This window comes from Xenorhabdus szentirmaii DSM 16338 (genome assembly GCF_002632585.1).
Lineage (GTDB): Bacteria > Pseudomonadota > Gammaproteobacteria > Enterobacterales > Enterobacteriaceae > Xenorhabdus > Xenorhabdus szentirmaii.
Map to the genome: position 1 here is coordinate 307506 of NZ_NIBV01000002.1, position 12758 is coordinate 320263.

12 protein-coding genes are annotated in these 12758 nt (G+C 45.0%); all 12 read right to left on the minus strand.

Annotated features, from left to right (window positions below; translation table 11 throughout):
• Window positions 1–57 precede the first annotated feature (57 nt).
• Window positions 58–756 carry a nicotinate-nucleotide adenylyltransferase gene (nadD, locus tag Xsze_RS11320; RefSeq protein ID WP_051462406.1) on the minus strand — a complete coding sequence of 233 codons (699 nt, stop codon included), beginning with the start codon at window positions 754–756 and terminating at the stop codon, window positions 58–60.
• A complete protein-coding gene (holA, locus tag Xsze_RS11325; RefSeq protein ID WP_038238768.1) occupies window positions 749–1780 on the minus strand; it encodes a DNA polymerase III subunit delta in 1032 nt (343 codons plus the stop codon). Before holA ends, nadD begins: the two co-directional genes overlap by 8 nt.
• On the minus strand, window positions 1777–2322 hold the full coding sequence (gene lptE, locus Xsze_RS11330) for an LPS assembly lipoprotein LptE (RefSeq protein WP_167331010.1): 546 nt from the start codon (window positions 2320–2322) through the stop codon (window positions 1777–1779). The genes holA and lptE overlap by 4 nt, the downstream gene beginning before the upstream one ends.
• 33 nt (window positions 2323–2355) lie before the next feature.
• A complete protein-coding gene (gene leuS, locus Xsze_RS11335; protein ID WP_038238773.1) occupies window positions 2356–4938 on the minus strand; it encodes a leucine--tRNA ligase in 2583 nt (860 codons plus the stop codon).
• A 193-nt stretch (window positions 4939–5131) separates the two neighbouring features.
• Window positions 5132–5857 carry an amino acid ABC transporter ATP-binding protein gene (locus Xsze_RS11340; protein ID WP_038238776.1) on the minus strand — a complete coding sequence of 242 codons (726 nt, stop codon included), beginning with the start codon at window positions 5855–5857 and terminating at the stop codon, window positions 5132–5134.
• Complete coding sequence (gene gltK, locus Xsze_RS11345; protein WP_038238779.1) at window positions 5857–6531, minus strand: glutamate/aspartate ABC transporter permease GltK; 675 nt, start codon at window positions 6529–6531, stop codon at window positions 5857–5859. The genes Xsze_RS11340 and gltK overlap by 1 nt, the downstream gene beginning before the upstream one ends.
• 3 nt (window positions 6532–6534) lie before the next feature.
• Complete coding sequence (locus tag Xsze_RS11350; protein WP_038238782.1) at window positions 6535–7275, minus strand: amino acid ABC transporter permease; 741 nt, start codon at window positions 7273–7275, stop codon at window positions 6535–6537.
• A 147-nt stretch (window positions 7276–7422) separates the two neighbouring features.
• Entirely contained in the window at window positions 7423–8316 is an 894-nt protein-coding gene (locus tag Xsze_RS11355; protein ID WP_038238786.1) for a glutamate/aspartate ABC transporter substrate-binding protein, read from the minus strand.
• Window positions 8317–8776: 460 nt separating this feature from the next.
• The gene (gene lnt / locus Xsze_RS11360; RefSeq protein WP_038238789.1) at window positions 8777–10306 is read right to left on the minus strand and encodes an apolipoprotein N-acyltransferase; all 1530 of its coding nucleotides are present in this window, start codon (window positions 10304–10306) and stop codon (window positions 8777–8779) included.
• A 10-nt stretch (window positions 10307–10316) separates the two neighbouring features.
• On the minus strand, window positions 10317–11195 hold the full coding sequence (gene corC / locus Xsze_RS11365) for a CNNM family magnesium/cobalt transport protein CorC (RefSeq protein ID WP_038238792.1): 879 nt from the start codon (window positions 11193–11195) through the stop codon (window positions 10317–10319).
• Window positions 11196–11267: 72 nt separating this feature from the next.
• Window positions 11268–11741, minus strand: a complete 474-nt coding sequence (gene ybeY / locus Xsze_RS11370; protein WP_038238795.1) for an rRNA maturation RNase YbeY — start codon at window positions 11739–11741, stop codon at window positions 11268–11270.
• Window positions 11738–12742, minus strand: coding sequence for a PhoH family protein (locus tag Xsze_RS11375; protein ID WP_407078847.1), 1005 nt, complete (start codon window positions 12740–12742; stop codon window positions 11738–11740). Before Xsze_RS11375 ends, ybeY begins: the two co-directional genes overlap by 4 nt.
• Between the last annotated feature and the right edge of the window lie 16 nt (window positions 12743–12758).

Here is a 12758-nt window from a genome sequence, read left to right on the forward strand (position 1 = left end):
TAACATGCCAATCTCAGTAATAGTAAACAACTTAACGACAAACCACGCATGTTCCCCTTACTGTCGATAAAGTCCCTGTGAATCAATATAATCTTGTATTGATGGCGGGAGCAGATCATTACAGCTTAGACCCTGCTGTTGACGTAGGCGAATCTCTGTTGCTGAGATATTTAATAATGGAGTGGCCGCTAAATAAATATAACCGTGTGGTTTTTGGCTCAATAGATTTGGCGTATCAATTTGGTGTTGTTCAAGCCACTGCTGCATTTCTGGTGTTGAAAGCTTGCTTTCATAGCCCGGACGGGAACAAACCAGCAAATGGCAATTATCAAGCAGTTTTTCCCATTTATACCAGGTATGGATAGTTTGTAATGAATCCTGACCGATAATGAAGGCCAATGGGCATTGTTCTCCCAACTCCTGCCGGAAGGATTTCAAGGTGTCTATCGTATAAGAGGGGGTTTGACGGTCTAATTCTCGCCTGTCCACGGTAAAAAGAGGTTTGTCCTGAATCGCCAGATGAACCATTTCCAAACGTTGCCGGGCAGTGGCTTCAGGTTGAGGGCGATGGGGCGGAACGTGATTGGGTAATAAAATAACCTGTTTTAGCCCGACTTGTTGCGCCAATACTTCTACCGGGCGTAAATGACCATAATGAATAGGATCAAATGTGCCGCCGAACAGTGCCTGAATAACGGGTAAATTGTTGTCGGTTGTTGGCTTAAGAGGTGTGATTGGGTCGAGATTATCAGTCATTCAAGAAACTCCCTGGTAATTGTTTTCCACATAGCAGCATGGAAAGCGTTTCCAGATCAGCCCAAATGGATTGGCTATAATCCTGTTTGACACGCAGTTCCATCTGGGTCAGTAAGTGTATGGCAGATTGCAGTTCTTGCTGTGAAATACGCTGTAATGCCGCAGTTAACAAAGGCCTGCGATTTTGCCAGATTTTGTGCTGATCAAACGACGTCTTCAAGGGCACGGTTTTTCCTCGGCGTTTAATGATCAGAAGTAGCATCAGTTCTCGCTGCACAGTACGAAGTAAAATAACCGGTTCACTCTCTTCTTGCCGAAGCTGCTTAAGTATATGCCATGCTCGTTTTATTTTGCCTGCCAGCAGGGCATCAACCCAATGGTAGGGGGAAAAATGAGCGGCATCATTCACCGCCTCTTCAACACGAGGAAGTGTCAGCCGGCTATCGGGGTAGAGCAAAGAAAGGCGTTCCAATGCCTGAGACAGAGCCAGTAAATTTCCTTCATAGCAATAGCACAGAAGCTGGTTGGCCTCATTTTCCAGAGACAGCCCCATATTTTTGGCACGCTGTGAAACCCATTGCGGCAGGCGACTTTGTTCTGGGGCCAAGCAACTGACATAGACGCCATTTTTGCCGAAAGCCTGAAACCACGGGCTATTTTCCTGCGCTTTTGTCAGTTTGTGCCCGCGTAATACCAGCAAGATATCCGGATGCAATAACTCTGATAGCTTGGTCAACCGTTCAGCGATGGCGGCATTGGGGCCATTTTCTGGAAGTAGAAGAATGAGTAACTGGCGACTGGCAAACAAGCTGAGTGATTGGCATAAACTGAAAATTTCATCCCAATCAGTATGGTTGTCCAGTGCGAAAGTAAAATGCTCCAAAAAACCGTGTTGTTCAGCCACCTTGCGAATGTTGTCTTGGCTTTCTTGTAAAAGCAAAGGCTCATTGCCCCAGAGCAAGTAGCTGTTTCGCAGCCCTTCATTGAGCTGCGAGAGGAGTTGTTCAGGATAAAGTCGAATCATTGTTTCAATGTAGTCGCAGTTTTCTGTTTTTCTTCCGCTTTCAGAAGTTCTGCACTATGAATAGTCAACAGTTGACGTATAAGTTGATGGGCTATTTGCTCACGCATCTCCTGTTTGACGAGTTCATTTTCTGCATCTTTTGCCAATGTTTCCAAAGGGTTATCGAAGAAAGAGCGATCAACCCTTGCCCGCAGTGGATAGATACTGCCGTCAGGCATCAGAACCTGAGCATCAACGTTCAGCACTAATTGGCGCTCTGCGGCTTTACCATCCTGAAAAACGGAGACTGTTTCTTTGTTTTCACTGTCCCCCATAAGTTTCAGGATAGGTACTGAAGCATCACCGTGATCAATAATAGTGACATTATTCAGGCGAAGCTGTTGACGCATTGCCCGTGCCAGCGGCCCGTAGGGGTCACCTGAGCTCAGTTGCAATATTTGCAGCTCTTTGGGTATTTGTGTTGTACCTCGGAGATGAAAGCCGCAGCCGGCGGTGACTAGCACCGCCAAACCGAGTAACAACGTGATAATACGATGTCGCAGATTATTTTCTACCACAAACAGGGCCTCCTGTTATCAGCCAACAACCAGGTTCAACAACTTACCCGGAACATAGATGACTTTGCGAATACTGACACCTTCAAGATATTTGGATACACCGTATTCCTGTGTTGCCATTTCCTGAACATGTTCTTTTGTTGCATCTGCCGGTACAGTAATACGGCCACGAACTTTACCGTTGATCTGGATGATGACCAGTTTAGTATCATCAACCATTGCCTGTTCATCTGCTTCTGGCCATGCTGCAATATCAATGTCATTGCTATTGCCAAGCGCCTTCCACATAACGACACAAACGTGCGGCGTGATAGGGGAAAGCATGCGAACAATCGCAGTCAGCGCTTCTTGCATTAGGGCGCGATCTTGCTCAGTCTCCTGCGGAGAGCGAGTCAATTTGTTCATCAGCTCCATGATTGCAGCAACAGCGGTATTGAATGCCTGACGCCGGCCAATATCATCGGTGACTTTTGCGATGGTTTTGTGCAGATCACGGCGCAGATCTTTTTGTTCAGCCGTCAATTTGCTGACATCCAGCGGCTGGGTTGCCCCTTTGCCGCTGTGCTCATAAACCAGACGCCATACACGCTTCAGGAAGCGGTTAGCACCTTCAACGCCAGATTCCTGCCATTCCAGAGTCAGCTCTGGCGGCGCCGCAAACATCATGAACAAACGGACAGTATCAGCGCCGTACTTATCGACCATAACTTGTGGATCGATACCATTATTCTTCGATTTGGACATCTTGCTCATGCCGGTATAAACCAGTTCATGGCCTTCTTGGTCCGTTGCTTTCACGATGCGGCCTTTGTCATCACGCTCAACTGTGACGTCAGCCGGGGAAACCCAGACTTTTTCGCCACTGTTGCCGGTGTAATAGAACGCATCAGCCAGAACCATACCCTGGCACAGCAGATGTTTAGCCGGTTCATCTGAGTTGACCATGCCGGCATCGCGCATCAGTTTATGGAAGAAACGGAAATACATCAGGTGCATTATCGCATGTTCAATACCACCGATGTATTGATCTACTGGCAGCCAATAGTTGGCCGCAGCCGGGTCCAGCATGCCTTTATCATAATCAGGGCAAGTATAGCGTGCGTAATACCAGGAAGATTCCATGAAAGTATCAAAGGTATCTGTTTCAAACCGTGCCGGCTGACCATTGATCGTGGTTTTCGCCCACTCCGGATCAGCTTTGATTGGGCTGGTAATGCCATCCATCACAACATCTTCAGGCAGAACAACCGGCAGCTGATCTTCTGGCACTGGAACGACAGTGCCGTCTTCCAGTGTTGCCATCGGAATTGGCGCTCCCCAATAACGTTGGCGGGAAACCCCCCAGTCACGCAGGCGGTAATTGACTTTGCGCTGGCCTACCCCCATTGAAACCAATTTATCAGCAATGGCATTGAAACCTTCTTCATTGCTCAATCCATCGAATTCACCGGAGTTGCACAGGGCATTTTTGTCTGTCAGTGCGGCTTCTTGAATGTTTGGTTCATTACCGTCATTATCCAGAATCACGGCTTTCATCGGCAGGTTATATTTGGTCGCGAATTCCCAGTCACGTTGATCGTGTGCAGGAACAGCCATTACCGCACCAGTGCCGTATTCCATCAGAACAAAGTTAGCAACCCAGATAGCGATTTTTTCATTGGTCAATGGATGAATCACGAACATGCCCGTTGACATGCCTTTTTTCTCCATTGTCGCCATATCAGCTTCAGCAACTTTGGTATTGCGACATTCATTAATGAACTCGGCCAATGCCGGATTGTTTTCAGTCGCTTGCTTAGCCAGAGGATGGCCCGCTGCTACAGCAACATAGGTTGCCCCCATGAAAGTGTCTGGGCGAGTTGTGTAAACAGTGAGTTTTTCTTGACTGTCAGCAACATTAAACGTGATTTCAACACCTTCAGAACGGCCTATCCAGTTGCGCTGCATGATCTTGACCTGCTCAGGCCAATCTTCCAGCTTGTCCAGATCGTTTAGCAGTTCTTCTGCGTAAGCGGTAATTTTGATGAACCACTGAGGGATCTCTTTACGCTCAACCTGAGTATCACAACGCCAGCAGCAACCATCAATAACCTGCTCATTTGCCAGAACGGTCAGATCATGTGGACACCAGTTAACCGCAGAGGTTTTTTTGTATACAAGACCTTTTTCGTACAATTTAGTGAAGAACCACTGTTCCCAGCGATAGTATTCTGGTGTACAGGTTGTGACTTCACGATCCCAGTCATAGCCGAAGCCCAGCATTTTCAACTGGTTTTTCATGTACTCGATATTGGAATAAGTCCAAGGCGCTGGAGCGGTATTATTTTTTATCGCAGCACCTTCTGCTGGCAGGCCGAATGCATCCCAACCGATAGGTTGCAGCACATTTTTACCCAGCATACGCTGATAACGGGAAATTACATCACCAATAGTGTAGTTACGGACATGACCCATGTGTAGTCGGCCAGAAGGATAAGGCAGCATGGACAGGCAGTAATATTTTTCTTTACTGTTGTCTTCTGTCACTTTAAACGTTTGCTTCTCTTGCCAATGAAGCTGGACTTGTTGCTCTATGTCTTCTGGACGATATTGTTCTTGCATGGCACCGATGATCCTATGGTGAAATAAAGCTACGCCTTTAGCGAGCATGGTTGTTTATGAAATCTAAGACTCCATAGCATAGCTGATAAGGGACAGGCGCAACAACTCTTGTTAAAGCCGGAATGCTGAAAATTATCTATTTTTGGGGAAATTCAAGGTCGGCGGCTGCGTAGCCATCCGCCGACGAAGAGGATCAGTGCAAAATTTTTGCCAGAAAATCCCGGGCACGTTCTGATTTTGGATTAGCGAAGAAATCTTCCTTTTTACTGTCTTCGACAATTTTTCCTTCATCCATGAAAATAACCCGATGTGCTACTTTTTTGGCAAAGCCCATTTCATGGGTAACCACCATCATGGTCATGCCTTCCTTTGCCAGTTCAACCATCACGTCCAGCACTTCATTAATCATTTCAGGATCGAGTGCAGAAGTTGGTTCATCAAATAGCATGGCAATGGGGTCCATGCAAAGTGCGCGGGCTATGGCAACACGTTGTTGCTGACCACCAGAAAGTTGGGCCGGGAATTTATTGGCATGACTGGCTAATCCAACACGCTCCAGCAGCTTCAGCCCTTTTTCTGTGGCGGCTTTTTTATCCCGGTTCAATACCTTTACTTGTGCCAGTGTCAGGTTTTCAATGATAGAAAGGTGAGGAAACAGTTCAAAATGCTGGAATACCATTCCTACTTTAGAACGTAATTGTGCCAGATTTGTTCTTTTATCATTAACTTGTGTTCCGTTTACCAGAATTTCACCTTGTTGAACAGGTTCAAGTCCGTTGACCGTTTTTATCAGCGTGGATTTTCCAGAACCAGAAGGCCCACAGACGACGACTACTTCGCCTTTTTTGACGTCAGTCGAACAATCAGTCAAAACCTGAAATTGGCCATACCACTTGGATACATTTTTCAGGGAAATCATCAAACAGTCCTTTTCTTTAAGTAGTTAACCAGCATAGACGCGGAGAAACTAATCACAAAATAAACCAACCCGGCAAACAGAACCATCTCAATCTGAGTACCGTCTCGTTCACCAATATTTGTCGCTGTACGGAAAAAATCCGCCAGACTCAGCACATATACCAAAGAAGTATCTTGGAATAATACAATGCCTTGCGTTAATAGTAATGGGATCATTGCCCTGAATGCCTGTGGCAAAATAACCAGACGCATGCTTTGCATATTCGTCATCCCCAGCGCCAAAGCCGCTGATGATTGACCACGGGAAATACTCTGGATACCAGCCCGGATAATCTCGGAATAATAAGCCGCTTCAAAGAGCGAAAACGCTACCATCGCGGAAATCAAACGGATATCGGTTTTTGGTGATATACCTAGAACATTTTGCAATAAGTTAGGCACTATTAGATAGAACCATAACAGAACCATCACCAGAGGAATTGAGCGGAAAAGGTTAACATACAAGGCTGCAAACCAGCTCAATGCCTTGACGGATGAGAGGCGCATCATTGCCAGGATCGTGCCCCAGACGATACCGACGATAATGGCGATGCCGGTAATTTTAAGCGTGATTACCAACCCGTTCAGAAGGAAGGGCAGGCTGGGTATGATAGAACTCCAGTCAAACTGATACATTTCTTATCGTCCCCCCAAGTTGCCCGGTAAACGCACTTTTTTCTCAAGCATGCTCATAAGTAGCATGATAACGAGATTAATCCCCATGTAAGCCAAAGTGATCGCGGTGAATGATTCATAAGCATGTGCTGAATAATCCAGCAATTTACCGGCCTGTGCTGCCATATCAACTAAACCTATGGTGGAAGCGATAGCTGAGTTTTTTACCAGATTGAGCATTTCAGAGGTCATGGGAGGAATGATCACCCGATAGGCATTTGGCAGCATCACGTAACGGTAGGTTTGTGGCAAAGTTAACCCCATTGCCAGCCCGGCCGCTTTTTGCCCCCTTGGAAGAGACTGAATGGCAGCACGAACCTGTTCGCATATACGGGCGGCAGTAAATAATCCCAGACACAAGACAGAAGAAATAAAAAATTGAATATTGGGGTCCAATTCCATTTTGAACCAATTGCTTAAGTTTTTTGGCAGAAATTCTGGTACGACCAGATACCACGTAAAAAACTGGACAATGAGTGGAACGTTGCGGAATAACTCAACGTAGCAAGTTCCAAGCCCAGAAAGAAATTTATTCGGAACAGTGCGGAGAATGCCGAACAATGAACCAACAACAAGTGCAATCACCCAAGCACAGATAGAAAGAGCGATTGTCACTTGAAAACCTGAAATCAGCCACCCTAAATAGGTGGTATTACCAAAAGGGGCAGCTTGTAAAAAGATGCCCCAATTCCAATCAACAGACATAACCGTGCTCCCTGAGGTGGGGGTTGGCTGTAACGCCTAAAAACGATCCATTTTTTTAATAAATTAAGTCAAAAACGAGCTAAAAAAATGAGGTAGGGAACGGCTACCTCACACCCATCTTGCCAATGAAATCGGGAATTTTCAGTGTTAATCCAAAGCTTTATCGTTTGGTGACTTAAATAATGCTCTCATCTCATCTGACATGCCGAAGTTCAGGTTCAGATTTTTGGGAGGAATGGGTTCTTTGAACCAGCGATCAAACATTTTTTCTGCTTCGCCAGAGGTTTGTACTTTCACAATGACATCATCCATCAACTTCTTGAATTGAGGATCATTCTTGCGCAGCATACAACCATATGCTTCTTCGGATTGTGCTTTGCCAACAATGATCCACTGATCCGGTTTTTTCGCTTTTGCACGTTCACCCGCAAGTAATGCATCATCCATCATAAATGCGACTGCACGACCTGATTCCAATGTACGGAATGAATCACCGTGGTCTTTTGCACTGATGATGCGCATTTTCATTTTTTGCTCATCATTGAGTTTATTCAGCAGAATTTCAGATGTCGTACCGGAGGTTACAACGACATTTTTCCCGGCCAAGTCGCCAAATCCTTTGATACCTGAATCTTTATTTGTCAGGAGGCGAGTACCAACGGAGAAAATTGTGTTGGAGAATGCCGCTTGTTTTTGTCGCTCAAGGTTGTTGGTGGTAGAACCACATTCAAAGTCAAATGTCCCGTTTTGCAACAGAGGAATACGGTTCTGAGAGGTAATCGGCACCAGTTTGATCTGTAAGTTAGGTATATCCAGTTTTTTCTTCACGGCATCAACAATGAGGTTGGAGTAATCCTGGGAATAGCCAACGACATTTTGCTGATTATCGTAGTAAGAAAAAGGAACAGAAGACTCTCTGTGACCGATAGAGATAACACCATTCTCTTTGATTTTTTTAAGTGTTCCGGTTAATTCTTCCGCGTGAACAACTCCTGTTGCGCTCAGTAACGCGACGGTTAACACCAACTTACGCATATACAACTCCTTTATTTGATTATTTTTTTACGAAATAGGGTTTTGTTGCAGATAACTACGTTGATGAAGAAAATTGTTTATCGAAACGATTTCCTGAATCATTTTGTTTATACAATGTGAAAAAGTAATTCATTATGTTGCTTTTTTGAAACCATAATGTTTCCGTTTCGCGACATACTTCGCACTATAAATAAACAATTGCACTTAAACATGATGAAAGTGAATAATATTGAATGTCGTTCACATTTTGAACTATTTGGATTAATATATTTTATCTTTGTCAATAAAAAGACTATTTCTCTTTATTTTTTTAATGACTGGTTTTATTGATTGGATAGTTGATTTTTTCTACTGAAATTGTCTAGGAAGAGTATTTTGTTAATTAATTGTGAAATCAGGGTATTTTATTTATACCCTGATTTCATTTAATGACTATGCAGGTAATGACAATGCTGAAAATAGGAAATTAAACTTTCCTAAAGTTACGCAAAAAGGCAAAAATGAGAAACAATACTGTGGCTCCCCATACTGGCCAGTCACCAAACCGAAAATAAGGTGTTATTCCTGTAGCTGGTGTGACATTGGCATTCAATACCTGCCGTGTAAATTGCGGGATTTCTGCCTGAACAGAACCATCTGGCCGGACGACGGCGGTGATACCGTTATTCGTGCCTCTTAGTAAGGGGCGACCCAGTTCAAGGGCACGCATTCTGGCCATCTGGAAATGTTGCCATGGGCCGATAGAGCGCCCAAACCAGGCATCATTCGACACGGTCAGCAGAAATTCTGTATCGGGTTTAAAATTATCCCGGACTTGTTTACCCAAAATAATCTCGTAGCAGATAGCAGCAGTAATATTATGCCCTGCCACAGAGAGCTGCGGTTGGATGTAGTCACCACGGCTGAATGATGACATTGGCAAATTGAACAAGGGAGCCAATGGGCGCAATATCGATTCCAGAGGCACAAATTCACCAAACGGTACGAGATGATGTTTGTCGTAGCGAATAGGGGCAGGGTATTGATAAGGCGTTTTGTCACCCAAAACGATCACGCTGTTATAGAATTTGTGACCATTTGATGCCGGTCTGACATCAACAATGCCGGTGATAAGGCTGGTATTGTGCCGCCTTAGCCATGCATCCTGTTGGGCGAGGAAATAATGCTGGTTATATTCAGAATCGGGGATGGCGGATTCTGGCCAGATGATGATTTGAGCCTTGCCAATGAAAGGAAAACTGTCATTCAGGTAAATATCCAGCGTATTTTGAAGTGCATCAGGTTCCCATTTCAGATCTTGGGGAATATTGCCTTGAACCAATGCAATATTGGTGTTTTTTTCTGGTAGCAAGGTATACCACTGGTAGTGCTTCATGGGCCATGGCAACAGCAACAGGATCATGGCAATGGCAGCGGATAACGGTTTTTTGTGGGCAACGGCAAAAACCAGTAGCCCACTGATTACCATCAACATGAAAGTAATGCCTTCCACACCCAAAACAGGTGCGATGGCTTTCATTGGGCCATCAATCTGACTATAGCCGAATTGCAACCATGGAAAACCCGTTAATACCCAGCCCCGCAAAAATTCAGTGAATTGCCACAGTGCCGGGCCGGCAATCACTAATCTGATGAGATTGGCTACGGGAAAAAAGCGGTCCAGCAAACCTGCAAATAGGGCAGGATAAAGGGCAAGATAAGCAGATAGCAGGAATACCAGGAAAATATTAACGGCGGTTGGCATTCCCCCAAAATTGGCGATACTGACATAAACCCAGTTCGCGCCACTGCCGAATAAACCAAGCCCCCAACATAAGCCGATAAAAAAAGCCTGACGGGTCGTTCTGTTTAATGTCAGGATTTGCAGGCCAAAGAGAGAAATGAGAGCGGCGGGCCAAAGATCAAAAGGTGAAAAAGCCAGCGTTCCACTGGCTCCGAAAAGAAGTGCCAGCACCACCCGCAGCCGCTGGCAACTCATTAATGAGGCTTTGTTCATTCAGATCCTATTATTGTTTATCGAGTTTAGGAACTTCAGCATCATTCGGTATTTTAACATGCACCTGAATGATTTTACGGCTATCAGACATTGCCACTTTGAAAAGATAGTCATCAATCGTGATGGATTCACCACGGGAAGGAAGATGACCAAATGCCTGCATAACCAGTCCGCCTATGGTATCAACTTCTTCGTCACTGAAATGGGTACCGAACACGTCATTGAAATCTTCAATTTGAGTCAATGCCCGAACCGAATAGGTATGACGACTTAACGGACGAATATCATTATCTTCTTCGTCATCATATTCGTCTTCTATTTCACCCACAATCAGCTCAAGAATATCTTCAATGGTAACAAGTCCGGAAACACCACCAAATTCATCGATCACAATCGCCATGTGATAGCGTTGGGAACGGAACTCTTTGAGCAGGCGATCAACTCGTTTGCTTTCCGGCACCACGACAGCTTGGCGGAGCACTTTATCAATACTGAAAGGCTCTGCGTTTGTACGCATGAATGGCAATAGATCTTTTGCCATCAGTATACCTTCAATGTGATCTTTATCTTCGCTAATCACAGGGAAGCGCGAGTGGGCAGAGTCGGTAATAACATCCAGACATTCGTCCAGAGGTTGATTGCGTTTTAAGGTAACGATTTGTGAGCGTGGGATCATAATGTCACGCACGCGTTGGTCAGCGATATCCATTACCCCTTCGAGCATCTCTCGGGTATCAGGATCGATGAGGTCATTCTGCTCAGAATCACGGATTAATTCCACTAAATCATCACGGTTTTTAGGTTCGCCGTGAAAAAGCTGATTAAGAAGCGCAAAAAAACCTTTCTTAGGATCAGGGCTATCGTTACTTGAAGGATGGTCGTCGCTCATGGCGTTTTAATGAAAATTCCCCAATAATAAAATCGTAGATTGTAATGTTTAACACAAAAATGTGAGTTGTGGTTATTCTTTTTCCGTCAGGTAAGGATCAGGATAACCCATTTTTTTCAGAATCTCCGTTTCCAGAGACTCCATCTCCTCTGCCTCATCGTCTTCAATGTGGTCATATCCCAGAAGATGAAGACTGCCGTGAACAACCATATGAGCCCAGTGTTCCTCGGCCGTCTTTTGTTGTTCTTCTGATTCTTTTTCAACAACCTGACGACAGATGATTAAATCCCCCAATAAGGGTAATTCAATTTCAGGCGGAGCTTCAAAAGGAAAGGATAACACATTGGTTGGTTTATCTTTCCCGCGATAAGTGAGGTTTAAATCATGGCTTTCTGCCTCATCAACCAAACGAATGGTCACTTCACTTTCTGCCTGAAATTGAGGTAAAACACCTTCCAGCCAGCGCTGGAAAAGGGCTTTCTCGGGAAGCCCTTCTGGATTTTCACATGCAATTTGTAAATCTAATATCACTGAACCTGAACTCATTGTGCTTCCTGTCGGTGTTTTTCATTGAGCGCCTGTTTACGCTTCTGTTCTGCGGCTTCCCATGCTTCATAGGCAATAACAACTTTTGCAACCACAGGATGACGGACAACGTCCTCACTGTACAAAAAGTTAAAGCTCAGGTCGTCAACATCGGATAAGACTTCCACTGCATGGCTCAAACCTGATTTTTGCCCTCTGGGCAGGTCAATTTGGGTTACGTCCCCCGTGATGACCGCTTTAGAATTAAAGCCAATCCGTGTCAGAAACATTTTCATTTGTTCAATAGTGGTATTCTGACTTTCGTCGAGAATAATAAAAGCATCATTGAGTGTGCGTCCACGCATATAAGCCAGTGGTGCGACTTCAATAACGTTTCTTTCGATCAGCTTCTCAACTTTTTCAAATCCCAGCATCTCGAACAGGGCATCGTAAAGCGGGCGCAGATAAGGATCAACTTTCTGGCTTAAATCACCCGGCAAAAAACCTAATTTTTCACCCGCTTCAACAGCAGGGCGAGTCAGCAGGATACGACGGATTTCCTGACGCTCCAGTGCATCAACCGCAGCAGCGACAGCCAGATAGGTTTTTCCTGTTCCCGCAGGCCCAATCCCAAATGTAATGTCATGATCAAGTATATTGGCAATATATTGTGCCTGATTAGGGGTACGGGGCTTGATCACTCCCCGTTTAGTTTTGATATTTACGGCCTTGCCATACTCAGGAATGCTTTCTGCGACTTGTTCCAGTATGCGGCTTTCGGTGATAGCCAAATGCACTTGCTCAGGTTCAAGGTTGGGTATCATGCCGCGCACAGGCGCGGTTTCGACGTAAAGATGACGCAGAATTTCAGCTGCCGCATTAACACACAATGGCTTGCCTATTAGTTTGAAGCGATTGTCACGACGATTGATTTCAATGCCCAAACGACGCTCAACTTGCTTCAAGTTATCATCAAGTGGTCCGCACAGACTCATCAAGCGCTGATTGTCTGTGGGCTCCATAAAGATCTCTTGTGTT

Bases quoted from the DNA above. Each gene is read 5' to 3' on its own strand.
- Xsze_RS11350 (WP_038238782.1), bottom strand. From the start codon at position 7,275: ATGTCTGTTGATTGGAATTGGGGCATCTTTTTACAAGCTGCCCCTTTT.
- ybeY (WP_038238795.1), bottom strand. From the start codon at position 11,741: ATGAGTTCAGGTTCAGTGATATTAGATTTACAAATTGCATGTGAAAAT.
- Xsze_RS11375 (WP_407078847.1), bottom strand. From the start codon at position 12,742: ATGGAGCCCACAGACAATCAGCGCTTGATGAGTCTGTGCGGACCACTT.
- lnt (WP_038238789.1), bottom strand. From the start codon at position 10,306: ATGAACAAAGCCTCATTAATGAGTTGCCAGCGGCTGCGGGTGGTGCTG.
- gltK (WP_038238779.1), bottom strand. From the start codon at position 6,531: ATGTATCAGTTTGACTGGAGTTCTATCATACCCAGCCTGCCCTTCCTT.
- holA (WP_038238768.1), bottom strand. From the start codon at position 1,780: ATGATTCGACTTTATCCTGAACAACTCCTCTCGCAGCTCAATGAAGGG.
- nadD (WP_051462406.1), bottom strand. From the start codon at position 756: ATGACTGATAATCTCGACCCAATCACACCTCTTAAGCCAACAACCGAC.
- leuS (WP_038238773.1), bottom strand. From the start codon at position 4,938: ATGCAAGAACAATATCGTCCAGAAGACATAGAGCAACAAGTCCAGCTT.
- Xsze_RS11340 (WP_038238776.1), bottom strand. From the start codon at position 5,857: ATGATTTCCCTGAAAAATGTATCCAAGTGGTATGGCCAATTTCAGGTT.
- corC (WP_038238792.1), bottom strand. From the start codon at position 11,195: ATGAGCGACGACCATCCTTCAAGTAACGATAGCCCTGATCCTAAGAAA.